This window comes from Microbacterium sp. As-52 (assembly GCF_049949185.1).
In the GTDB taxonomy this organism is placed as follows: domain Bacteria; phylum Actinomycetota; class Actinomycetes; order Actinomycetales; family Microbacteriaceae; genus Microbacterium; species Microbacterium maritypicum_A.
On the sequence record NZ_CP188171.1, the window covers coordinates 3237230 to 3260138 of the forward strand.

The 22909-nt window shown below is 69.0% G+C and carries 25 protein-coding genes; 15 read left to right on the top strand and 10 right to left on the bottom strand.

What is annotated here, in order from left to right:
• Positions 1 to 158 precede the first annotated feature (158 nt).
• From ACLFA2_RS15665 to ACLFA2_RS15675, 3 genes are all read left to right on the top strand, one after another.
• Positions 159 to 1055 (top strand): phospholipase, encoded by an 897-nt coding sequence (locus ACLFA2_RS15665; RefSeq protein ID WP_401122211.1) that lies wholly within the window; start codon positions 159 to 161, stop codon positions 1053 to 1055.
• A gap of 98 nt (positions 1056 to 1153) precedes the next feature.
• Positions 1154 to 2194 carry a glutaminase A gene (gene glsA / locus ACLFA2_RS15670; RefSeq protein WP_426621595.1) on the top strand — a complete coding sequence of 347 codons (1041 nt, stop codon included), beginning with the start codon at positions 1154 to 1156 and terminating at the stop codon, positions 2192 to 2194.
• The gene (locus ACLFA2_RS15675; protein WP_426621596.1) at positions 2191 to 3816 is read left to right on the top strand and encodes an MFS transporter; all 1626 of its coding nucleotides are present in this window, start codon (positions 2191 to 2193) and stop codon (positions 3814 to 3816) included. Before glsA ends, ACLFA2_RS15675 begins: the two co-directional genes overlap by 4 nt.
• A 3-nt stretch (positions 3817 to 3819) precedes the next feature.
• On the opposite strand, the gene ACLFA2_RS15680 is transcribed toward ACLFA2_RS15675, so the two are convergent.
• Entirely contained in the window at positions 3820 to 4368 is a 549-nt protein-coding gene (locus tag ACLFA2_RS15680) for a helix-turn-helix domain-containing protein (RefSeq protein ID WP_426621597.1), read from the bottom strand.
• A gap of 104 nt (positions 4369 to 4472) precedes the next feature.
• Here ACLFA2_RS15680 and ACLFA2_RS15685 point away from each other — a divergent pair, with 104 nt between their 5' ends.
• The 6 genes from ACLFA2_RS15685 to ACLFA2_RS15710 all read left to right on the top strand — a co-directional run bounded on the left by ACLFA2_RS15685 (position 4473) and on the right by ACLFA2_RS15710 (position 8900).
• Positions 4473 to 5195, top strand: coding sequence for an AzlC family ABC transporter permease (locus ACLFA2_RS15685; protein ID WP_347123031.1), 723 nt, complete (start codon positions 4473 to 4475; stop codon positions 5193 to 5195).
• The gene (locus tag ACLFA2_RS15690) at positions 5192 to 5506 is read left to right on the top strand and encodes an AzlD domain-containing protein (RefSeq protein ID WP_021199608.1); all 315 of its coding nucleotides are present in this window, start codon (positions 5192 to 5194) and stop codon (positions 5504 to 5506) included. The genes ACLFA2_RS15685 and ACLFA2_RS15690 overlap by 4 nt, the downstream gene beginning before the upstream one ends.
• A 50-nt stretch (positions 5507 to 5556) precedes the next feature.
• Positions 5557 to 5967 (top strand): hypothetical protein, encoded by a 411-nt coding sequence (locus tag ACLFA2_RS15695; protein WP_029260340.1) that lies wholly within the window; start codon positions 5557 to 5559, stop codon positions 5965 to 5967.
• Between the two features lie 9 nt (positions 5968 to 5976).
• Entirely contained in the window at positions 5977 to 6297 is a 321-nt protein-coding gene (gene fdxA, locus ACLFA2_RS15700) for a ferredoxin (RefSeq protein WP_021199610.1), read from the top strand.
• A 9-nt stretch (positions 6298 to 6306) separates the two neighbouring features.
• Entirely contained in the window at positions 6307 to 7419 is a 1113-nt protein-coding gene (dapC, locus tag ACLFA2_RS15705) for a succinyldiaminopimelate transaminase (RefSeq protein ID WP_426621598.1), read from the top strand.
• Between the two features lie 191 nt (positions 7420 to 7610).
• Complete coding sequence (locus tag ACLFA2_RS15710; RefSeq protein ID WP_051671213.1) at positions 7611 to 8900, top strand: citrate synthase; 1290 nt, start codon at positions 7611 to 7613, stop codon at positions 8898 to 8900.
• A gap of 175 nt (positions 8901 to 9075) precedes the next feature.
• Here ACLFA2_RS15710 and ACLFA2_RS15715 read toward each other — a convergent pair whose 3' ends face one another.
• Both ACLFA2_RS15715 and dapD read right to left on the bottom strand, forming a co-directional pair.
• A complete protein-coding gene (locus ACLFA2_RS15715) occupies positions 9076 to 10458 on the bottom strand; it encodes a DEAD/DEAH box helicase (RefSeq protein ID WP_021199613.1) in 1383 nt (460 codons plus the stop codon).
• Between the two features lie 282 nt (positions 10459 to 10740).
• A complete protein-coding gene (gene dapD, locus ACLFA2_RS15720; protein ID WP_021199614.1) occupies positions 10741 to 11688 on the bottom strand; it encodes a 2,3,4,5-tetrahydropyridine-2,6-dicarboxylate N-succinyltransferase in 948 nt (315 codons plus the stop codon).
• Positions 11689 to 11753: 65 nt separating this feature from the next.
• On the opposite strand from dapD, the gene dapE reads away from it, so the two are divergent.
• The 3 genes from dapE to ACLFA2_RS15735 all read left to right on the top strand — a co-directional run bounded on the left by dapE (position 11754) and on the right by ACLFA2_RS15735 (position 14294).
• Positions 11754 to 12827, top strand: coding sequence for a succinyl-diaminopimelate desuccinylase (gene dapE / locus ACLFA2_RS15725; RefSeq protein ID WP_292761437.1), 1074 nt, complete (start codon positions 11754 to 11756; stop codon positions 12825 to 12827).
• On the top strand, positions 12809 to 14026 hold the full coding sequence (locus ACLFA2_RS15730) for a hypothetical protein (RefSeq protein WP_426621599.1): 1218 nt from the start codon (positions 12809 to 12811) through the stop codon (positions 14024 to 14026). Before dapE ends, ACLFA2_RS15730 begins: the two co-directional genes overlap by 19 nt.
• 94 nt (positions 14027 to 14120) lie before the next feature.
• Positions 14121 to 14294 (top strand): DUF3117 domain-containing protein, encoded by a 174-nt coding sequence (locus tag ACLFA2_RS15735; protein ID WP_017203323.1) that lies wholly within the window; start codon positions 14121 to 14123, stop codon positions 14292 to 14294.
• Positions 14295 to 14380: 86 nt separating this feature from the next.
• Here ACLFA2_RS15735 and ACLFA2_RS15740 read toward each other — a convergent pair whose 3' ends face one another.
• Entirely contained in the window at positions 14381 to 15019 is a 639-nt protein-coding gene (locus tag ACLFA2_RS15740; protein ID WP_021199617.1) for an O-methyltransferase, read from the bottom strand.
• Positions 15020 to 15108: 89 nt separating this feature from the next.
• Between ACLFA2_RS15740 and ACLFA2_RS15745 the strand changes: the two genes are divergently transcribed.
• Positions 15109 to 15516, top strand: a complete 408-nt coding sequence (locus tag ACLFA2_RS15745) for a twin-arginine translocase TatA/TatE family subunit (RefSeq protein WP_021199618.1) — start codon at positions 15109 to 15111, stop codon at positions 15514 to 15516.
• 47 nt (positions 15517 to 15563) lie between these two features.
• Here ACLFA2_RS15745 and ACLFA2_RS15750 read toward each other — a convergent pair whose 3' ends face one another.
• The 4 genes from ACLFA2_RS15750 to ACLFA2_RS15765 are packed head-to-tail and all read right to left on the bottom strand — an operon-like array spanning position 15564 to position 19013.
• Positions 15564 to 16058, bottom strand: coding sequence for a hypothetical protein (locus ACLFA2_RS15750; protein WP_021199619.1), 495 nt, complete (start codon positions 16056 to 16058; stop codon positions 15564 to 15566).
• A 20-nt stretch (positions 16059 to 16078) separates the two neighbouring features.
• Positions 16079 to 17200, bottom strand: coding sequence for an Mrp/NBP35 family ATP-binding protein (locus ACLFA2_RS15755; RefSeq protein WP_021199620.1), 1122 nt, complete (start codon positions 17198 to 17200; stop codon positions 16079 to 16081).
• On the bottom strand, positions 17197 to 17709 hold the full coding sequence (locus ACLFA2_RS15760; protein WP_021199621.1) for a DUF1003 domain-containing protein: 513 nt from the start codon (positions 17707 to 17709) through the stop codon (positions 17197 to 17199). The genes ACLFA2_RS15755 and ACLFA2_RS15760 overlap by 4 nt, the downstream gene beginning before the upstream one ends.
• Positions 17709 to 19013: a magnesium transporter MgtE N-terminal domain-containing protein gene (locus ACLFA2_RS15765; protein ID WP_029266737.1), complete on the bottom strand. Its 1305-nt coding sequence runs from the start codon at positions 19011 to 19013 to the stop codon at positions 17709 to 17711. Before ACLFA2_RS15765 ends, ACLFA2_RS15760 begins: the two co-directional genes overlap by 1 nt.
• An 85-nt stretch (positions 19014 to 19098) precedes the next feature.
• Between ACLFA2_RS15765 and ACLFA2_RS15770 the strand changes: the two genes are divergently transcribed.
• Complete coding sequence (locus ACLFA2_RS15770) at positions 19099 to 19857, top strand: general stress protein (RefSeq protein WP_029260328.1); 759 nt, start codon at positions 19099 to 19101, stop codon at positions 19855 to 19857.
• Between the two features lie 25 nt (positions 19858 to 19882).
• On the top strand, positions 19883 to 20545 hold the full coding sequence (locus ACLFA2_RS15775) for an alpha/beta hydrolase family protein (protein WP_136023671.1): 663 nt from the start codon (positions 19883 to 19885) through the stop codon (positions 20543 to 20545).
• A 21-nt stretch (positions 20546 to 20566) separates the two neighbouring features.
• Here ACLFA2_RS15775 and ACLFA2_RS15780 read toward each other — a convergent pair whose 3' ends face one another.
• Positions 20567 to 21475, bottom strand: coding sequence for a phosphotransferase (locus ACLFA2_RS15780; protein ID WP_426621600.1), 909 nt, complete (start codon positions 21473 to 21475; stop codon positions 20567 to 20569).
• A 9-nt stretch (positions 21476 to 21484) separates the two neighbouring features.
• Positions 21485 to 22906 (bottom strand): aminopeptidase P family protein, encoded by a 1422-nt coding sequence (locus tag ACLFA2_RS15785; RefSeq protein ID WP_021199626.1) that lies wholly within the window; start codon positions 22904 to 22906, stop codon positions 21485 to 21487.
• Between the last annotated feature and the right edge of the window lie 3 nt (positions 22907 to 22909).

Genomic DNA, 22909 nt, shown 5'->3' on the forward strand with positions numbered 1-22909 from the left:
TGCCGCCGGAAGGCGTGCACGAGGCCCTCTTCTCATGTAAATCCCAGGTGAGGGATGGTTTTCGCTCAGGTTCGTGGTTCAGAGTGGTTGACTTGCGCCTGGGACGAGCTCCCGATGAGTCTCCTGCAAGGGCGTACGACCACCCGAAAGTCGAACCCATGCTTCAGAAAACCCGTGCGCTTCGGCGCGCCTCCGCGGCGGCGTCCGCCCGTTCCGCCGCCCACCGCCCCATGACCCTCCTCGGCCTCGCCTCCGCCACCCTGGTCGGCATCACCCTCAGCGTCGGCCTCGCGTCCGCGCCGGCGGTCGGAGCCATCAACCCCGCGGTGGCCGTCACCGCCCCCGCGCTGGCCGGTGCAGAACCCCTCGCGCAGATCACCGAGGATGCGGCCGCCACGCTGGCGAAGGCGAAGGATGCCGCGACGGCGGCATCCACGCTGGAATCCGAGGTCGTCGCGTCCGGGCTCGACGTCGGCGCGGTGACGTCCGTCGACACCACCGACCTGCAGTACGACATCGACAAACTCGACGACATCGACGTGACGCCGGTGCTCCTGGTGGGGGTCCTCGCCGACGAGGTCGAAGAGGAGACGGCGAACGTCGTCTCCGATACCGACGAGCTTCGGAGCGCGCTCACCGCTGCGCAGCAGAAGCAGGCCGAGGAGGAGGCAGCCAGGGTCGCGGCGGAGCAGGCCGCTGCGCAGGCCGCGGCGGAACAGCAGGCCGCGGCTGCTCTGGCCGCAGCCAACACTCCGGAAGGCGCCAAGGCAGCCGCGCAGCAGATCATGTCGAGCACCTACGGATGGGGCGGCGATCAGTTCTCCTGCCTGAACTCGCTGTGGAACAAGGAGTCCGGTTGGAACTACCAGGCGTACAACCCGAGCGGCGCGACCGGCATCCCGCAGGCCCTTCCCGGCAGCAAGATGTCGTCCGCGGGCTCCGACTGGCAGACGAACGCGGCCACCCAGGTCGCCTGGGGTCTCGGATACATCTCATCGGTGTACGGAACGCCGTGCAGTGCGTGGTCGCATTCCCAGGCCATGAACTGGTACTGACCCCGGGTCATCCCGCCGAGGATTCTCTAGCCGAAGGCGGCCGTCGAGCGCTACGGTGACTCTGACGGCTGGGGGCGTCACGGATCCGAGGAGGAGATGTGCTCGACCCGACGGCGTGGCGCGGTGTTTCGCAGGAGGTGTCCACCGGCACCCTGCCGGGATGGGATCGCGTCGAGGAGCTCGTACGCGAGGCGCACTCCCGCTACGCGTGCGAGCACTCGGGCGGCGTCGCCGACTACATCCCCGTGCTTGCGGAGGTGGATCCGGAACTGTTCGGGCTGGTGGTGATCGAGGTCGGCGGCGGGCTGCACGACGCCGGCGATGCCCTGCACCCGTTCTCCATCCAGTCGATCTCGAAGATGTTCGTCTACGCACTGGCGATCCAGGAGCACGGCCACGAACGTGTGCGCGACATCGTCGGCGTGAACAACACCGGACTCGCGTTCAACTCCGTGATGGCGGTCGAGCTCAACGATGGGCACCCGATGAACCCGATGGTCAACGCGGGTGCCATCGCGACGACCGCGCTCATGCCGGGCGGCACCACCGTCGAGCAGTGGGAGCGCGTGCGGGAAGGACTCTCGGCCTTCGCCGGGCGGCCGCTGAGCCTCGACGGCGTCGTCTATGCCTCGGAGGCGGAGACGAACGACCGCAATCGTGCGCTGGGGCGTCTGCTGCGCAGCTACGGTCGGCTCGAGGGGGATCCCGATGAGGTGGTCGACGTCTACACGCGTCAGTGTGCTCTGGCCGTGACGGCTCACGATCTGGCGGTGATGGGGGCGACGCTCGCCGACGGGGGAGTCAACCCCGTCAGCGGTGAGCGGGTCGTCTCGGAAGAGGTGTGCCGAGACACCCTGGCCGTGGTCGCGTCGACCGGGCTGTACGAACGCTCCGGCGACTGGCTGTTCGAGATCGGGCTCCCGGCGAAGTCCGGCGTCTCCGGAGGCGTCGTCGCGGTCGCCCCCGGGAAGGGCGCGGTGGCCGGCTTCTCGCCACGGCTCGACGAGGCCGGAAACTCGATCCGATCGCAGATGGCGATCGGCTATCTGTCGCGCGTCCTGGGGCTGAACCTGTTCGCCTCCGCCCCGGCGCGCAGAGACCCACCCGCTTTCTCGACCGCACCGCAGGAGCACTCATGATCCAGCCGTTGCAGAGCCCGACCAAGACCTCGTGGCTGCCGATGGTCAGCCTGTTCCTCGCTCAGGTGCTGATGTCGTTCAACGTGGCGGCGCTGCCGATCTCGCTCGGCGGCATGGTGAGCGAATTCGGTGTTCCGCCCACGGTCGCGAGCACCACCATCGTCATGTACGGCCTCGCGGTGGCCGCCCTCGTGATGACCGGAGCGAAACTCGGCCAGCGGATCGGCTGGGTCGTCATCTTCCGGATCGTGATCGCGCTGTTCGCAGGCTCCTCGGTCATGATGATCCTCGCTCCCACCGTGTGGTGGGCGATCGCCGGCCAGGCGGTCGCGGGAGCAGCCGCGGCGATCATCGTGCCGTCGATCGTCGCACTCATCGCCGAGAACTACCGCGGACCGCAGCAGGCGACCGCCATCGGCGCGATCGGTTCGGCCCGCGCGATCTCGGGGGTGAGTGCCTTCCTCATCGGCGGCACCCTGGGAACGCTGGTCGGCTGGCGCCCGATGTTCTTCATCGTCCTGGGGATCGCCGTGGTGGTCTTCGCGCTGAGCTTCACCCTGCGCGGTGATCGCGGTGACGCCTCGATCCGCATCGACCTCGTGGCGTCGCTGCTGATCGGAGCGGCGATCGTGCTGCTGACGCTGGGTTTCAACAACCTGAACTCCTGGGGTGCCGTGGCGGCGACGACCGACGCTCCCTTCAACATCCTCGGCCTCTCGCCCGCTCCCGTGTTCATCGTCGTCGGCCTCGTGCTCGGCCAGGCATTCTTCCTGTGGACGAGGAAGCGGATGGCGGAGGGGAAGGTGCCCCTGATCGACCTGAGCGTCCTCGGCTCTTCGCGGGAGCGGGCCGCCGTGTACGCCATGTTCATCGTGGTCGCGCTGGAGGCGTGCGTGAACTTCACGATCCCGCTCTACATCCAGATCGTGCAGGGCCGTACGCCGTTCGACACCTCCATGGCCATGATGCCGTTCAACCTCACCGTCTTCGTGACGGCCACCCTGGTGGTGCGACTGTACCGGCGCTTCCCTCCACGCACGATCGGTGTCGTGGGGTTCATCCTCACCACGGTCGCCCTGGTGTGGTTGTCGTTCGTCGTGAACAACAACTGGGAGACGATCCCGACCATCGTCGGGCTCATCGTGTTCGGCATCGGTCAGGGCGCGCTCGTCACGCTGGTGTTCAACGTGCTCGTGACCGCAGCCCCCGCCGAGCTCGCCGGTGACGTCGGGTCGCTGCGCGGCACCACCCAGAACCTCGCATCGGCGGTCGGCACCGCGCTGGCGGGCGCACTTCTGGTGTCGCTCCTCGGACTCAGTGTCGGTCGTGCCGTGGTCGAGCACCCCGAGCTGCCCCCGTCGCTCGTCGCCCAGGTCGACATGGACAATCTCAACTTCATCAGCAACGACGACCTGCGCGTCGCGCTCGAAGCGACCGACGCGACGCCCGCGCAGATCGACGCGGCGGTGGTGGTGAACGAGGAATCGCGGCTCGGCACGCTCAAGCTCGGCCTGCTGCTGCTGGCGGGGGTCAGCGCGCTGGCGATCCTCCCGGCCTCGCGGCTGCCGCAATACCGGCCGCACGAGATCCCCGACCCGTCTCCGGCCGCCGGTCCGGAATGACGGTCAGCGCAGCTCGGAGATGAGCACGGCGCTGGTTCCCGATGCGGTCGCCTCGAAGATGTGCGGGGCATCGCCGGGGTACGTGAGATAGTCGCCGGGGTTCAGCAGCACCGGTTCACCCGCCGGGCCGATCCGCGCCTGCCCGGCCATCAGGATCACGTGCTCGATCGTCCCGGGGTGATGAGGATCGGAACGGCGGGCATCGCCGGGCTCGGCCTGGATCAGGTAGATGTCACGGCGGGCTCCCGGCGGGCTCGCCGACAGCAGCGTCGCGCTGTACGCCGCGGCGGCGGAGGGGACACCGGTGAGATTGTCGGCGCGGATGAGCGTCGGTGTGTTCGCCTGCTGATCGACCAGCACGGCGAAGGGCACGCCGAGCGCGACGCCGAGAGCCCACAGCGTCTCGACGCTGGGGTTGCCGGCGCCGCTCTCGAGCTGGGAGACGGTCGCCTTGGAGATACCGGCGCGTCGAGCGAGCTCGGAGACCGACAGGCCTGCGGTCTCTCGCTCCCGGCGCAGGGTGCGGGCGATACGTGTGCGGAGTTCCTCCATGTGTTCATCATGTCAAACGTTCGTTCGCTTGACTATCCGATCTCGACTGTTCAGAATTATGATCATGTGTTCAGTGGAGCGAACGACAATGCGCGGGATGCCTGATGACCGCGGAGCGTGAGGTCTGGCGCGAAGCGCTCGGGGTCGTCATCGCGACCAGTGCGTACGGTGTCTCGTTCGGTGCGCTCGCCGTGGCATCGGGCCTCGACGTCTGGCAGACCTGTGTGCTGAGTCTGCTGATGTTCACGGGCGGATCGCAGTTCGCCTTCGTGGGCGTCTTCACGGCCGGGGGGCTTGCGGCCCTGCCATCGGCGGTCGCTTCGGCGGCACTCCTCGGCGTCCGCAACGTCGCCTACGGCATGCGGATGTCATCGATCGTCGGGGGAGGTCCCGTCCGTAAGGCGGCGGCCGCCCATTTCACGATCGACGAGTCGACGGCGGTGGCGATATCGCAGGGCGACCCACGGCTGCGACAGGTCGGCTTCTGGGTGACCGGGATCGGCATCTTCGTCGGCTGGAACATCACCACCCTCATCGGAGCGCTGGTGGGGGATGTGCTCGGAGATCCTCGGACATGGGGGCTGGATGCGGCGGCAGCCGCCGCCTTTCTAGCTCTGCTCTGGCCTCGTCTCCAGCAGCGCCAGGCCATCGCGGTCGGCATCGCCGCGGCGGTCGTCGCCGCGGCCCTCACTCCGTTCCTGATGCCCGGCCTGCCCGTGCTCGTCGCCGCGGTCGTCGCTATCGCGGTCGGCTGGTTCAACTGGATGGGGCGTCCGACCGCGCCGGGCCGCCCATCGTCGGGTGCGGGGTCGGAGGTGAGCTCATGAGCCTGTGGAGCGCGATCCTCCTCGCAGCGTTGATCTGTCTGGCGCTGAAGGCCGCCGGCTACCTCGTTCCTCCCCGGGTGCTCGAGGCGCCACGCACGGCCCGCATCTCGGATCTTCTGACGGTCGCGCTGCTGGCCGCCCTCGTGGCCGTCCAGACCCTCGGCGATGGGCAGGCGATCATCGTGGATGCACGTGTGCCCGCACTGCTGGTCGCTGGTGGGCTCCTGTGGTTGCGGCAGTCGTTCCTCGTGGTCGTCGTGGCGGCCGCGCTGGTCGCCGCCCTGCTGCGCCTGTTCGGCCTCGCCGGCTGATGCTGCGCCCCTCCGCCTGTTCGGCGGGGCCTCGTCGGTAAGATCGACAGGTGCGCGTGAGCTGGATGTCGAGAGTGTTGTCATGGATCGCTGCCGCCCTCGTGGGCGGTGTCTACGGCATCGCCGGCACCATCAGCCACAGTGTGATGTGGGGCCCGATCCCGATCGGCATGATCGTGGCCGCCATCGCCTGCGCGGCCATCCTCGTCGCCGTCCGCGCTCTGACCCACGACAGGGGCGCGGCCGTGGCCGCCGGTCTCGGGATGATCGGCATGCTGGTGCTGATCTCCGGCGAAGGGCCCGGAGGGTCCGTCGTGGTCCCGGCCTCGTTCGCCGGACAGATCTGGACCTATCTGGTCGCCGGAATCGTGCTGCTGGTCGTCGCGTGGCCGTCCGTTCGGCGTCTTCCCGTTCGCACCGAGGGGCCAGCCGCGCAGGAACCCGAGCCCCGCGAGTCGTAGACTGAGGGGGTGACGTATGTGATCGCCCTCCCGTGCGTCGATGTCAAGGATCGCGCCTGCATCGACGAGTGCCCCGTTGACTGCATCTACGAGGGCGAACGCTCGCTCTACATCCACCCTGACGAGTGCGTCGACTGCGGTGCCTGCGAGCCGGTGTGCCCGGTCGAAGCCATCTACTACGAAGACGACCTTCCCGACGAGTGGCAGGACTACTACAAGGCCAACGTCGAGTTCTTCGACGAGATCGGGTCGCCCGGAGGCGCAGCCAAGGTCGGCGTGTACGCGTTCGACCACCCGATCATCGCCGCTCTCCCGCCGCAGGGCGAGTAGGCGCATTCCGTGAGCGTCCGCGACCTCGCCGACTACCCGTGGGATGCCGTCATCCCGTTCCGTGAGCGTGCCGCGCGGCATCCGGACGGTCTGATCGACCTCTCGGTCGGTTCTCCCGTCGACCCGACTCCCGAGATCATCCGGCGCGCACTGGCGGAAGCCACGGACGCCCATGCCTACCCGCAGACGGTCGGAACGCCGAGCCTGCGCGAAGCCATCGTCGAGTGGTACGCGCGACGCCGGGGGGTGCCCGACCTCCGTGTCGACAACGTTCTCCCCACGATCGGCTCGAAGGAGCTCGTCGCACTGCTGCCGACCCTGCTCGGTCTCGGCGACGGCGACATCGTCGTCCACCCCCGAGTGGCCTACCCGACCTATGAGGTGGGCGCCCGCGTCGTGGGGGCGACGCCGCTGCCCGCGGATGATCCGGAGGACTGGCCGGAGGGTACGAAGCTCATCTGGATCAACACCCCGGGCAATCCGGACGGGCGCACCTGGACCGTGAGCGAACTCGCCGCCGCCGTCCGTCGTGCCCGTGAACTCGGTGCCGTGCTCGCGAGCGATGAATGCTACGCGGAACTCGGCTGGGACGGCGAGTGGGCGACCGAGCCGATCCCCTCCATCCTCGACCCGCGGGTGACGGACGGGAGTCGAGCGAACCTGCTCAGCGTGTACTCCTTGAGCAAGCAATCGAACCTCGCCGGGTATCGCGCAGCCTTCGTGGCCGGATGCGCACGCATCATCGGCGAGCTTCTCACGGCGCGCAAGCACCTCGGTCTCATGCCGCCGGCGCCGGTGCAGCACGCGATGGCGGTCGCCCTCGGCGACGACGAGCACGTGGCGGAGCAGAAGGAGCTCTACCGCGTCAGGCGCGACGCCCTGCGTCCTGCTCTGGAGGCGGCGGGCTTCCGCATCGACGGCTCCGAGGCAGGACTCTATCTCTGGGTGACGGAGGGGCGCGATGCCTGGGAGTCGATGGAGCGACTCGCCGCTCTCGGCATCCTCGCCGGTCCCGGGCCCTTCTACGGTGCCGACTCCGGGGAGCACGTCCGGCTGGCGCTCACGGCGCCGACCGCGCACGTCAGAGAGGCGGCGCGCCGACTCTCTGACGGCGATATATAGGTTCTCTCCCTGAAATGGGCTTCCCTTTGGCGGATGTCACAGTAGGCCTGCGCGACTACTAGGCTGTAAAGGCGATTCGGTCGTGACCCGACCTGGCGCTTCAGCGCCGTGAGATCGCCAGTTCAGGCTTGATCAAGATCTTGTCCGACAGCACCGCGACGAGCGGGCTCGGACACTACGAGGAGGTCCGCGTGAGTGCAGCGGCAGACCAGACGGCGAAGCTGACGATCGGCGACACGACCGCCGAATTCCCGGTGCTGCGCGGCACGGCGGGGCACGACAGCATCGATTTCTCCACGCTGACGCGGCAGACGGGGTACACGGGCCTGGACTACGGGTTCGTGAACACGGCCTCCACGAAGTCCGAGATCACGTTCATCGACGGAGACAAGGGCATCCTGCGGTATCGCGGGTATCCGATCGAGCAGCTCGCGGGCTCCACCAGCTACCTCGAGGTGGCCTGGCTGCTCATCTACGGCGAGCTGCCGTCCGCCTCCGAACTCGCGGAGTTCGACGAGAAGATCCGTCGCCACACTCTGCTGCACGAAGACCTCAAGCGCTTCTTCTCGGCGCTGCCGCACACGGCGCACCCGATGTCCGTGCTGTCTTCGGCGGTCGCCGCGCTGTCGACGTACTACGAAGGTCAGACCGACCCGCACAACCCGGAGCACGTCGAGCTGAACATGGTGCGCATGCTCGCCAAGCTCCCCGTGATCGCGGCGTACGCGCACAAGAAGAGCGTGGGCCAGGCCTTCCTCTACCCGGACAACTCGCTGAGCTTCGTCGACAACTTCCTGAAGTTGAACTTCGGTGTGCACAGCGAGGAGTACGAGGTCAACCCGGTGATGTCGAAGGCTCTCGAGCTGCTCCTCATCCTGCACGAAGACCACGAGCAGAATGCCTCGACGTCGACCGTCCGCCTGGTCGGTTCCACCGGTGCGAACCAGTTCGCCTCGGTCTCGGCCGGCATCCAGGCGCTCTCCGGCCCGCTGCACGGCGGTGCGAACGAGGCCGTGCTGACGATGCTCGGGCAGATCCGCGACTCCGGCCAGAGTGTCTCGCGTTTCGTCGAGCGGGTGAAGAACAAGGAAGAGGGCGTGAAGCTGATGGGCTTCGGGCACCGGGTGTACAAGAACTACGACCCGCGCGCCAAGCTCGTCAAGGACGCGGCCGACGAGGTGCTCTCGTCGCTGGGTGTCACCGACCCGCTGCTCGACCTCGCGAAGGAGCTCGAAGAGCTCGCGCTGGCCGACGACTACTTCCGCGAGCGTCGCCTGTACCCGAACGTCGACTTCTACACCGGTGTCATCTACAAGGCCATGGGCTTCCCGACCCGTATGTTCACGGTGCTGTTCGCCATCGGGCGCCTGCCCGGTTGGCTCGCGCAGTGGCGTGAGCTGCAGCTCGACCCCCAGACCAAGATCGGCCGCCCCCAGCAGCTGTACACAGGATCGCCGGAACGTCAGTTCCCCACGCGCTGAGCGCGTGACGAGAAAGCGCCCCCTCCGTCGAGACGGAGGGGGCGCTTTCTGCGCGCCTGACCTCACGGTGGCAGGGCCGAGCCGTCTCGGTCTCTCATCGAGGGCGGGTGCAGGAAGGCGCCCCCTCCGTGGAGCGGAGAGGGCGCCTTGATGCGTGAGAGCGGCAGGTCGTGGGTCAGCGGCCCTGCGAGCTGCGGCCACCCTGGCGGGACTGGTTGCTCTGCGTGGAGTACCCGCCGCCCTGACCATTGCCGGATGCGCCGGAGCGGGGGCGACGACGGCGACGCGACGGCGGGTTCGCCGCACCGTTCCTCTCGCCACCAGCGGGGCGCTGCTTCGACGACTGGCGCTGCTGCTGCGGAGCCTGCACGGGCGCCGGACGCACGTGAGGTGCGCGCTCGGGAACCAGCGCGGTGACGGCAGCGGCCGTGACATCCTCCAGCGGGGCCGAGATGGCTGCCTTGCGCAGCAGATCCTTGACGTCACGACGCTGCTCGGGGAGCACGACCGTCACCACGGTGCCGGCAGCCCCGGCGCGGGCGGTGCGGCCGGAACGGTGCAGGTACGCCTTGTGCTCGACGGGCGGGTCGACGTGGACGACGAGATCGACGTTGTCGACGTGCACGCCACGGGCGGCGACATCGGTCGCGACGAGCACGCGCACACCGCCGTCTTCCGGGGCCGCGGAGAACGCACCGAGGTTGCGCTCGCGGGCGTTCTGCGAGAGGTTGCCGTGCAGGTCGACCGCGGGGATCCCCGCGGCGGTGAGCTGCTTCGCGAGCTTCTTCGCCTGGTGCTTGGTGCGGGTGAAGAGGATGCGACGACCGGTGCCCGAGGCGAGCTCACGCACGAGGGCCGTCTTGTTGTCGGCCGAGTCGACGACCAGGACGCGGTGCGTCATCTCGCCGACGGGCACGCTCTCCTCGTCGACCTCATGGCTGACGGCGTTCGAGAGGAAGCGGCGGGCGAGGGTGTCGATGCCGCGGTCCAGCGTGGCGCTGAACAGCAGGCGCTGCCCACCGGCCGGCGTGGCCGTGAGGATGCGGGTGACGCCGGGGAGGAAGCCGAGGTCGGCCATGTGGTCGGCCTCGTCGAGCACGGTGACCTCGATCGCACTCAGGCGCACGACCTGCTGCTTCATGAGGTCTTCGAGTCGACCGGGGCAGGCCACGACGATGTCGACGCCGCCGCGAAGCGCCTGCTCCTGCGGGCGCTGGCTGACCCCGCCGAAGACGGTCGTGACGCGCAGGCCTGCGGCCTCCGCGAGAGGCGCGATGGTCGCGGCGATCTGGGTCGCGAGTTCACGGGTGGGCGCGAGGACGAGTCCGCGCGGAAGGCCGGCGCGACGCTGACCGCCCGAGGCGGCAAGGCGTGCGACGAGCGGCAGGGCGAAGGCGATGGTCTTGCCGCTGCCCGTGCGTCCGCGGCCCAGGAGGTCGCGTCCGGCGAGGGAGTCGGGAAGGGTGTCGCGCTGGATGGCGAATGCCTCGGTCTTGCCGGAATCGGCGAGAACGGCGGCGAGCTCGGCAGGAACGCCGAGTTCAAGGAAAGTAGACATGCAGAAACTCCGTCAGCGCACGAGTGAACGGCGCGAGATAGGGGGTGAGGTGGGCGACGGCGCAGGAATTGCGCATCGGTTCGCCGTGCGAAAGGCCAGCTCATGCTGGTGGTGGGAGCAGTTCCGCTCGCTTCGGTCCTCGGAGACCCCGTGACGACGACGATGTTGCGGGACCGGCGGTACGCGCAACGATGTCAGTCTACCAGTGCACGCATGCCGTCGGCTGCATGTCGCCTCCCGCGCGGGTCGTCGGCTCCGCGGAGACGGGCCGGAAGGCTGCTCTCAGGCGTGCAGAGCCTCGTTCAGGGTCACTCCGACACCGGCGCGACGGACGGCTTCCACCGCACCGCTGAGCGAGTTGCGGCGGAAGAGCAGGCCGTCCTGACCGGAGAGCTCCGCACCCTTGACGGTCTTGCGCCCGCCGTCGGCGGTCACGGGTCCGTCGACGAGGACGATCTTGGTGCCTGCGGTGACGTAGAGCCCCGCTTCGACGACACAGTCGTCACCGAGCGAGATGCCGATGCCCGCATTCGCGCCGAGCAGGGTGCGGGCACCGATCGACACCCGATGCGTTCCGCCACCCGAGAGGGTGCCCATGATGGAGGACCCTCCGCCGATGTCGCTGCCGTCTCCGACGACCACACCCTGCGAGATGCGGCCCTCGACCATCGATGCGCCGAGTGTGCCGGCATTGAAGTTGACGAATCCCTCGTGCATGACGGTCGTGCCGGGGGAGAGGTACGCCCCCAGGCGCACGCGGGAGGCATCGGCGATGCGGACGCCCGCCGGCTGCACATAGTCGGTCAGGCGGGGGAACTTGTCGAGCCCCTGTACCTGGATGCCCGCGCGCTGGAGCTGCGGGCGCAGGCGGGCGGCGTCAGCGGGGAGGACGGGCCCGGCGTTGGTCCAGGCGACATTCGGAAGGTGTCCGAAGACGCCGTCGAGGTTCAGCTCGTTCGGGCGCACGACGAGATGCGACAGGGCATGCAGGCGCAGATAGGCGTCGGCGGTGGAGGCCGGTGCCGTGTCGAGGTCGATCTGCAGCTGCACCACCTCGATCGTGACGTCGCGTCGTTCGTCGCTCCCCGCGAGGGGTTCGAGCGCAGCGACAGCCACCTCGTCGGTCGTGACCGCACCGGTGTGCACCTCGGGGTACCAGGCGTCGAGAACCGTGCCGTCCCCGGCGATGGTGGTCAGGCCGATACCCCATACGGTGCGTGCGTCGCTCATCCCTCCACGCTATCGCGCTCCCGGGGCGACGACCGCACTCATGACGGGGTAAGTAGGCTGGACCCATGGTGCTCGATCTGACCGCGTCCTCCGTCGACCTCACCCGTGCGATCTGCGACATCCCGAGCGTCTCCGGCGACGAGAAGACACTCGCCGATGCGATCGAGGCCGCAGTGTCCCCGCTCGACCATCTGGAGGTCTTCCGCCACGGGAACACGATCGTCGCCCGCACCGACCGCGGCCGGGCACAGCGCGTCGCCATCGCCGGTCACATCGACACCGTGCCGATCAATGCGAACCTGCCCACGCGCGACATCGAGATCGAAGGAGTCCCCCATCTCTGGGGTCGCGGCACCGTCGACATGAAAGCGGGCACCGCCGTGCAGCTGAAGCTCGCGGCCGAGCTGACCGACCCCGCGATCGACATCACGTGGATGTGGTACGACAACGAGGAGATCGAGGCGTCGAAGAACGGTCTCGGTCTGCTCGCCGCCGTGCGTCCCGACCTGTTCGAGGCGGACTTCGCGATCCTCGGCGAGCCGTCCAACGGTGAGGTGGAAGGCGGTTGCAACGGAACGCTCCGTGCGATCGTGCGCACCACCGGCGTGCGTGCTCACAGCGCGCGTGCCTGGATCGGCGAGAACGCGATCCACCGCGCGGCGCCCGTCCTCACGCGTCTGGCGGAGTACCGCGCCAAGGAGGTGCTGGTCGAGGGGCTGCTGTACCGCGAGAGCTTGAGCGCCGTGCGCATCGCGGGCGGCGTCGCGGGGAACGTCATCCCCGACGCCTGCGAGGTGGAGGTCAACTACCGGTTCGCGCCGAGCAAGTCTGCGGCCGATGCCGAGGCTCACCTCCGCGGAGTCCTCGCCGGCTTCGACGTCGAGATCACGGATGCCGCCGAGGGGGCTCGTCCCGGCCTCGACGCCGAGATCGCGAAGCAGTTCGTGGCGGCGGTCGGCGCCGAGCCGCGCCCGAAGTACGGGTGGACCGACGTCGCGCGATTCTCCGCGCTCGGGATCCCGGCTGTGAACTACGGGCCCGGCGACCCGCACCTCGCCCACCACGATGAGGAGCGTGTACCCCTCGCGCAGATCGACGCCGTGGAGCGGGGCCTGCGCGCATGGCTCACCTCGCACTGAGCGCAACGCGCCGCTGGGCGAAGGCGCCGGTCGCCGTGCGCGTGGCCGTCGTCTACCTCGGAGCCCGGGTCGTCACGACGGTGTTCCTGGTCATCGCCGCCTCACTGTCGACCTCGTCCTCGCGGTTCGGCGCGGAGGCGGGGCTCATCGATTTCGTGCTCGGCTGGGACGCGCAATGGTACTGGTTGGTCGCCGAGAACGGCTACCCGACGGATCTTCCGCTCACCGACTCGGGTGACGTCGCCGAGAACGCCTGGGCGTTCATGCCGGTGTTCGCATATGCGGCCAAGGGGATCGGCGTACTGCTCGGGTCCTGGGGTGCCGGTGCGCTCCTGCTCTCGCTCGTCGCCGGGTACCTGGCCTGTCTCGCGCTTCACCGCCTGCTTCGTGATCGCATCGGCAACTCCGCGGCGACGTGGGCCGTCGTATTCTTCGCGGCGGGACCGATCGCGGCGATGTTCCAGGTGGGGTACGCCGAGACGCTGTTCCTGCTGCTGCTGTTCCTCGCCCTCGATGCGACGACGCAACGCACCTATGCCTGGCTGTACATCCTCATCCCCGTGATGGCCTTCACACGACCCGGTGTCCTGGCCTTCGCCCTGTTCCTCGGGCTGCACGGACTGCTGCGGTGGATCCGACGTCGGCAGGATCCGCTCACCGGGCGCGAGATCGCACACATCCTCGCGCTCGGCGCGCTCGCGACTCTGTCCGGTTTCGCCTGGCAGGTGATCGCCGGCATCGCGACGGGGGATCCCGGTGCGTATCTCGCGACCGAGCTCGCGTGGCGCCAGCACTGGATCACCGGCGGAGTCGAGGGTTTCATCCCGTTCGAAGGGTGGATCCAGGCATCGCAGTTCTGGTTCGCCCTCTGGGGGATGCCGCAGTGGTGGGGGCCGATCGTGCTGGTGCTGTCGGTCGTCGGCGCTGCTGCCGCACTCCTCTTCTCTCCGCAGGTGCGCGCTCTGGGCGCCGACATCCGTCTGTGGAGTGCGAGCTACCTGCTGTATCTGCTCGCGGTGTTCTTTCCGCAATCGAGCACGTTCCGCCTGCTTCTCCCCCTGAGCCCGCTCTGGGGAGCGGTCGCGGTGCCGCGATCGCGGCTCTGGCGTGTCGGCGTGCTGGCCGCATGTCTCCTCGGGCAATGGTTCTGGATCTACCACGTGTATGCGCTCGGAAGCACGTTCTGGCAGGTGCCGTGAGGGTGAAGCTCGACCCAATTGTTGCTCCGTGACCTCCAGGTCCCGGTGACACCCGATAAACTCATCCCATACCACCGGAGGAAAGGGAGCCACGATGGCAGCGATGAAGCCGAGGACCGGAGACGGACCTATGGAAGCCGTGAAAGAAGGACGACTCATCATCGTGCGCGTTCCACTCGAAGGCGGCGGCCGCCTGGTCGTCTCCGTGAACGACGCCGAGGCCAAGGAGCTTCACGACGTGCTTGCCGCCGTCGTGGCACCGGCCTGATCGACCTGGGGTCCGCGTCGGCGGATCCGAAAGGGCGATGGATCCTCGGATCCATCGCCCTTTTCGCACGGTCTCGAGCCGCGCGGTCAGCCGCGTTCGGCGAGACTGATCAGCTGCAGCAGACCTTCGCCGGCGGGGGAGACCGTGGCGAGGACCGCCGAGGATTCCTGCGTCTCCTGCACGAGGGACCGGTAGGCGGAAGTGATCTCGTCGCGCTGGACCGGATCGGCGACGCGACCGCCGGCCAGCACGCGGGGCACGAGCACGAGTCCGCCGGTGCGTGCGAGACGCAGACCGTGTTCGACGTACTCGATGACATGCTCGGGGTCGGCGTCGACCAGCACGATGTCGTAGGAGTTCTCGTTCATGCGGGGGAGAACGTCGATCGCGCGGCCCGTGATGAAGCGGGCTCGGGTGGACGGCACCTTGGCATCGGAGAAGGCCTGTCGCGCCGCGGCGAGGTGCTCCGGTTCGTTGTCGATCGAGGTGAGGACCGCCTGGGGTGCGCCGCGCAGGAGCCAGAGACCGGAGACTCCGGCGCCGGTGCCGATCTCGACGATGGAGCGTGCCGAGGTCGCGGCCGCGAGCACGGCGATCTGCGAACCCACGGCGGCGCTGATCGGCATCGCTCCCAGTTCGACCGCATGCGCGCGTGCGCGGCTGATGGCGTCGGGTTCCACGATGGACTCGCGCAGGAAACGCGCGTTCGCGTCATGCTCGCTCATGGCCTGTTTCTCCCTGCCTGACTGTGATCCTCTCCAGAGTATTCGGTCGGCGAGTGCGGGGACCGCAGGCGCGGCGGTAGCCTGTAGAGATGACGTTCGGGCTCACCTTCGAGAAGCTGTTGCTGATCGGCCTCATCGCGGTTCTGATCATCGGCCCCGAACGTCTCCCGCGAGCCGCGGAGAGCTTCTCGCGCATGGTCCGCAAGGCCGGCGAGTATCTGCGCGCGACCAAGTCGAGGGTGCGCGAGGAGATGGGGCCGGAGATCGACGACGTCGACTGGCGCAAGCTCGACCCGCGCCAGTACGACCCGCGCCGGATCATCCGCGATGCGCTCATGGAAGAGCCCCAGCCGGCGACCCCGCTGCAGGCGGCCCAGACCATCGCGGAGCCGATCGCCGGAGCTGCGGCCGCGGCGACCACGGCTCCCGCGACCCGAGCCGTTCCGCAGGAGTTCAGTGCGTCGAACCGCCCTCCCTTCGACGCCGAAGCCACCTGACGGGAACGCTCGCCGATCGAGCGCGCAGGGCTCTGCGCGCTCGGCGCCTAGGAGATCTTCGAGCGGAGGGTGGCGATGTCGTCGTCCGTGAGCAGGCCACGAGGGATCGCGGTCGCGGCCGAAGTGTCTCGCAGCTTCAACAGCACGGCGTCCTTGCCCACTCGCATCCTCTGGAAGGTGCGGTAGGCGATGTCGGAGCGACGACGGCCGCTGCCCATCTGCAGGCTGTCCTCTTCCAGCGATACCCACACGACGGTTCCGACGGGCATCGCGATCCGGACGGCGGTTCGCGCGCCCGATACGGTCATCACGACGGCGAAACCCGCGAGCGCGACGATGATGACCGGCATCCATCCTGCTCCGAAAGGGCCCTGTTCCCCCGGACGGACGGGCGTGCCGAGGTTGAGGATGCTGAGCACGAGGGCTGCGGCGAGGGCGACCCACATGACGAGGGCGGCGGGTCGGGTCAGCGAGTAGATCGCTGCGTCCCGAGCCATTCGTCGCAGCAGACCCTCATCGACGGTCAGAGAGCGGGGAGGCATCGGTCCATCTTCCCACGCGTTCAGGTGAGCGACATCGGCAGCGATCGACCGGAGAGGCCCCTGCCCCGCCGCGCCAGGGTGCTCGCGAGGTCGCGGATGGTCGTCGCCGCGACATCGTCGCTCTCGGTGGAGACGATCGGCTCGCCTGCGTCTCCGCCCTCGCGCAGAGCGGGGCTCAGGGGGATCGAGGCCAACAGTGGCACAGGGACTCCCGGTTCGGAGAGAGCCTCCGATACGGCGGCGCCTCCGCCCGAGCCGAACATGTCGATGACCGTTCCATCGGGCAGTGTGTACGCCGCCATGTTCTCGATGACGCCGATCACGCGCTGACCCGTCTGACGCGCGACGAGACCGCTGCGGATCGCCACCTCGGCGGCAGCGGTCTGCGGGGTGGTCACGACGAGAACTTCCGCATGGGGGAGGAGCTGGCCGATCGAGATCGCGATGTCGCCCGTCCCCGGCGGCATGTCGATGAGGAGGACGTCGAGGTCGCCGAAGAAGACGTCGGTGAGGAACTGCGAGACCGTGCGGTGCAGCATCGGCCCACGCCACGCCACCACCGATTCGCCGTCGCGGAGGAACATCCCGATCGAGATCGTCTTCACGCCGTGCGCGACCGGGGGGAGCATCAGGTCGTCGATGCGTGTCGGCTGCGTGCCCGCAGGGATGCCGAGGAGCCCGGGGATCGAGAACCCGTGCACGTCGGCGTCGACGAGACCGATGGACAGACCCTGCGCGGCGAGTGCGACGGCAAGGTTCGCGGTGACGGTGGACTTGCCCACACCCCCCTTGCCGCTGGAGACGAGGATCACACGGGTGAGGGAATCGGGCCCGAACGGCATGTGGCGTGCGGGCCTCCCGGCGCGGAGTTTCTCGGTGAGAGCCTTGCGTTCTGCCGGCGTCATCACGCCGACCTCGACGTCCACCTCCGCGATGCCCGGAACGGACGCCGCGGCATCGCGGACGTCCGACTCGATCCGCGCCGCCGCTGGACAGCCGACGATCGTGAGGACGATGCCGACGCGGGCTCGACCGCCGTCGACGGAGATGTCCCGGACCATGTCGAGATCCCCGATGGGTCGACGGAGCTCGGGATCCGTCACCGCGGCGACAGCCGCGCGGACACGCTCCGCCGCGGTCACGACGCGGCGCCGGATCGGGGCTTCTCCGGCACGTCTTCGAGCTCGGCGAGAAGGGCTTTGAGCTCCTGGCGCAGCACGTCGCGCGTGACGACCTGCGAATTGCGCTCTTCGAGCGACATGCGCAGAGCCACGATCTCGCGGGCCAGGTACTCGGTGTCGGCCAGGTTGCGCTCCGCACGCTGGCGGTCCTGCTCGATCTGAACCCGGTCGCGGTCGTCCTGACGATTCTGCGCGAGCAGGATGAGCGGTGCGGCGTATGAGGCCTGCAGGGAGAGCATCAGGGTCAGTGCCGTGAAGCCGAGGGCGGCGTCGTCGAAGCGCAGCTCGTCGGGCATCAGCGTGTTCCAGACGATCCAGACCACACAGAACAGGCTGAGGATCAGCAGGAACGCGGGCGTCCCCATCGCGCGAGCCACCCACTCCGTGAAGCGTCCGAAGCGGTCGCGAGACGTCGCCCGCGGCCGTGTCGTGGTGCGGCCCGGCGCATCGAGGCGCGGAGAGCGGGGCATCAGCGCGTCTCCTTCGTCGGGGCGGCGGGGGTGGACCCAGGGACGGTGCTCGCAGCGGGGGAGGTGTCCTCGCTGTCATGCGAACGCCAGTCGTCCGGAAGGAGGTAGTCGAGGACGTCGTCGATGCTGATCGCTCCGACGAGGCGATGCGCCGCATCGATCACGGGGAGCGAGACGAGGTCGTAGCTCGCCAGCAGCCGTGCCACCTCGGCGGCGGAAGCGGTCACGGGCACGGGCTCGAGGCTGTCGTCGAGGATCGCGCCGAGCCGCTCATGCGGCGGGTAGCGCAGCATCCGCTGGAAGTGCACGAGCCCGAGCAGGCGCCCGGTCGGAGTCTCGAACGGCGGGAGGGTGACGAACACCGCGGCGGCCAGCGCGGGGTGCAGTTCGTGGCGGCGGATCAGCGCGAGCGCCTCGGCGACTGTGGCGTCGGCCGAGAGGATGATCGGCTCAGGCGTCATCAGACCGCCGGCGGTGTCCGGGCCGTAGCGCAGCAGCATCCTGACGTCTTCGGCTTCTTCCGGCTCCATGAGCTCCAGGAGCTGCTCCAGGCGGTCAGGCGCCAGCTGGGCGAGCAGGTCGGCCGCGTCGTCCGGTTCCATCTGGTCGAGGATGTCGGCGGCGCGTTCGTCTCCCAGACGGTCGAGGATGTGCACCTGTTCGTCTTCGGGCATCTCCTCGAGGGCATCGGCAAGGCGGTCGTCCGACAGCTCTTCGGCCACCTCGATCATGCGCTGCTGCGGAAGGTCGAGAAGCGTGTTGGCGAGATCGGCGGCGTGCAGCTCGGAGTACGAGGCGACGAGCTGCTCAGCCGACTGCGACTCACCGGGAGCGCGTTGCTCGGCGACCTCGCTCCATGCCGCGAACGTCGTCGGACCCTTCGCGAACGGGGAGGCACTGGTCTTCGGTCGGCGGAGGAAGAGCTGGCTGATCGCCCATTCGCCGAGGCGGTTCGGTTCGATCGCGATGTCCTCGATGACCGCGGTACCGCTGCCATCGACGAAGCTCACGCGTCGTCCCAGCATCTCGGCGAGCACGCGCACCTCGCCGGCGCGCGGGGAGAACCGCCGCACGTTGATCAGGCCCGTGGTGATGACCTGGCCGGAACGGATCGAGGTGACGCGTCCGATCGAGAGGAACACGTGGCGTCGTCCCGGGATCTCCACGACCAGACCGATGACGCGGGGCGCCGCGGTACTTCGATACACGACGACGACATCTCGGACCTTGCCGAGCCGGTCGCCGACGGGATCGAAGACGGCGCACCCGGCAAGGCGCGCGGCGAAAACCCGTTGTGTGCTCACTTCTCCAGCGTAGTCGGCGGCTCGCGTCTCCGGCGGGTCGGCCGTGCCTCGGGCCGTCCGACGGCACGCGTGGAAGAATAGCCGGATGAGCATGCTGAACCGGCCCGCGAGCGGCACAGACACCGGCGAGATCGTCGCGTCGATGCGCGACTACGAGAGCGCGCAGAAGACGGTCTCGAAGCTGATCGCGGGGGAGGTGCCGGCGCGCGACATCGCCATCGTCGGTCAGAGCGTGCGCACGGTCGAACGCGTGACCGGCAAGCTCGGCTACGCCGCCGCCGCGCGCTCCGGGGCGATCAACGGTGTGTTGATCGGGCTCTTCCTCGCCGCCATCCTCGTGCTCGGCAACCCGGAGGTGCCGATCCAGCTCTTCCTCGGCTTCGTCCTCATCGGTGTCGCGGTCGGGATGATCCTCAGCCTGGTCACCTACGCGATCGTCCGTCGCCGGCGCGACTTCGCCAGCGTCACGCAGTTCGCGGCCGATCACTACGAGGTCACCGTGCTGTCCTCGTCGCTGGGCAAGGCCCGGCAGGTCCTCGGCGCGAACAAAGTGGCGCCCGTGCGACCGCCGGTCAACCTCGACGAGCCGCCGCGCTACGGCGAGCGGATCACGCCCGGCGCGACCTCGCCTGAGCCCGCCCCGGCACCCGGGGATCCCGTGATCCCGCCGCGCCCGGCCGACCCCGTCGCACCGCCGGTCGCCGACCCCGTCGCCGACCCCGAACCCGAGACGACGCCCGAGCCCGGGTCCGCATCGGCGGGGACCGCTGCTCCGTCGACCGTGACCCCGGTCGAGCCGGACGCTGCTCCCGGCACTGACGGCATCCAGGGCGAACGGGCATGACGGCGACCTCCACGCTCTCCGTCTGATGGTCGAGATCCAGGTCGCGCTCCCGGCGGGACTCACCGCCGTGTCCGCCGACTGGACAGCCGGTGACAACGGGGCGACGGTGATCGTGGCCCACGGTGCAGGGACCGGCAAGGACCATCCGTTCCTCACCGGCTACGTCGATGCGCTGAGCGCGACGGGCTTCTCGACCCTTCGCTTCAACTTCCCGTATGTGGAGCAGGGGCGACGGATGCCGGGACCCGCCGCGCATGCGATCGCCACATGGAACGCCGTCGCGGCCTTCGCACGCGAGTCCGATCCCTCGGCGACCCTGTGGGCGACGGGCAAATCGTACGGCGGACGCATGGCGTCGATGGCGGTCGCCGAGGGCATGCGTGTCGACGGTCTCGTCTACCTCGGGTATCCGTTGCATCCGCCCGGACGTCCGGAGAAGCCACGGGTCGAGCATCTGCCGGGGATCACGGTCCCGCAGCTGTTCGTGGAGGGGACGAACGATCCCTTCATCCAGCCGATCTCGCAGTTCGAGGAGGCGATCGCGACCTGTCGGGATGCGCGCGTCGTCTGGATCGACGGAGGAGGACACACCTTCGAGGTGAAGGGCCGCAAACGCCCCGCCGCGGAGATCGGGGCCGCACTCGCCCCGATCGTGGCGGAGTTCGCCCTCGGCGGCGCGGAGGAGTGAGGGCCTCGGTCGGACGCTCCCTCAGTCGATGAGCCTCGACAGCTCCTCATCCGCGAGCACGCGCCCCACGGTCGAGATGCCCAGTGCGCTCATCCGCGGGTTCGATTCCGCGTAATACCATCCGAGCCCGAGCGCCTGCTGCAGCGCCCATCCCGCGCCGCGCCGCCACTCGAGGTCGTCGACAGCCAGGCCTTCGCGGAGCAGGTGTCGTCCCGGCGCGTCGAAGAGGTGCCAGGCGGCGACCAGGTCGAGTGCGGGATCCGCGGGACCGAAGTCTCCGCCGTCGAGCACACCGGCCAGACGGGTATCGCCCTCGTGCTCCGCGACGAGGAGATTGAACGGCGTGAGGTCCCGGTGGCTCATCACCGGAGCGCTGGCGGACGGGAGCTCGCGCAGCACCGACCAGAGCCGCCCTGCGCGGGCCGCATCGAAGAGATGCGCACTCCGCCTCAGGCACGTCGCGACCCATTCGTCGTGGTCGCCGAGGACTCCGCCCCGGCCCCTGCCGTCGAACACACGGTCGCGCACGTCGACGGTGCGCAGCGCCCGGATGAGGGCGACCAGGTCGTGCGCGAGCGTCTTGGACGTGGAGGAGAGCACAGGATCCGCCGGGTCACCCTCGATCCACGTCTGCACAGCCCAGGCCGAGTCGAACTCCTCCGACGCGGAGGCGGTGCCGTAGGAGCGCGGCGCGGGGAACGGACTCGACGCCGCGAACTCCTCGAGTGCTGCGGCCTCGCGGACGAGCTCGTGCGCCGCTGCCCCGAGGAGGGGGAAGCGGGCGACGAGTCCGTCGCCCACCCGGATGATCCTGTTCACCGTGCCCGTCATGGGGACCGGTCGCAGGGTCTCGCCACGGAGCTCGGGGAAGCGGCGCGCGATCAGGTGCGCCGCGACCTCGGTCCCGAGCGCGAGCTCGCCCTCATGCATCCGTCGGTGTCAGCTCTGCAGTCGCGCCATCCACGCCTCGACCTCGTCGGCCGTGCGGGGGATGCCGGCCGAGAGATTCACGGGGCCGTCGTCGGTCATCACGATGTCGTCCTCGATGCGCACGCCGATGCCACGGAGCTCGGCCGGCACGGTGAGGTCGTCGATCTGGAAGTAGAGTCCGGGTTCGATCGTGAACACCATGCCCGGGGCGAGGATGCCGTCGTAGTACATCTCGCGACGGGCCTGGGCGCAGTCGTGCACGTCGATGCCGAGGTGGTGCGAGGTGCCGTGCACCATGTACCGACGGTGCTGGCCGCCCTTGTCGGCATCCAGAGCCTCTTCGGCGGTGACGGGCAGCAGACCCCACTCGGCCGTCCGCTCGGCGATGACCTTCATGGCGGCTCCGTGCACGTCACGGAAGCGTACACCGACCCGAGCGGCGGCGAATGCCGCGTCGGCGGCCTCGCGCACCGTCTCGTAGACGCGCCGCTGCACGTCGGTGAACGTGCCGGAGACGGGCAGCGTGCGCGTGATGTCGGCGGTGTAGAGGCTGTCGGCCTCCACACCCGCATCCACCAGGATCAGGTCACCGGGAACCACGGTTCCGTCGTTGCGCGTCCAGTGCAGGTAGCAGGCGTGCGGGCCGGAGGCGGCGATCGTGTCGTAGCCCTCGCCGTTGCCGTCCTCGCGTGCGCGGCGGTGGAAGACGCCTTCCACGACGCGCTCGCCGCGTGCATGAGCCGTCGCGGCCGGAAGCTCGCGGATGATGTCGTCGAAGCCGTTCGCCGTGATCTCGACGGCGCGGCGCATCTCGGCGATCTCGAACTCGTCCTTGATGAGGCGCAGCTCCGAGACGAAGCGCGTGAGGTTCTCGTCCTCGTCGAGCACCAGCTCGCCCTCGACGGCTTCCCGGTCGTCCAGATGGGCGGTGGCGATGTCGAGATCGGCGGCGACCCCGGCGAGGGACGGTCGCGGACCGATCCAGAACTCTCCGACCGTGGCGTCGGCGTAGAACTCCGTCGTCGTGCGGTCGGCGCGCTCGCGGAAGAAGAGGGTGATGTCGTGGCCGGTCTCGGTCGGTGCGAAGACGAGGACCGAGTCGGGCTCGGCATCCGATGCCCACCCGGTGAGGTGTGCGAAGGCGGAATGCGCGCGGAAGACGTAGTCGGTGTCGTTGCTGCGCTGCTTGAGAGAGCCGGCAGGGATCACGAGGTGCTTGCCGGGGAAGGCCGCGGAGACGGCGGCACGACGCGTGGCCGCGTACGACGCCTGGGCGCGCGGCGCGGGAAGTGTCTCCGGGCGTTCGGCCCAACCGGTCGAGATCGTGTCGAGGAAGCCCTGGGGGAAGGGCTGCTTGCGGTTGGTGGTGCCGTTGTCGACAGACGCTTCGACGGTGGGTTCTGCGATCGTGTCGCGCTCTCCTGTGCTCATCCC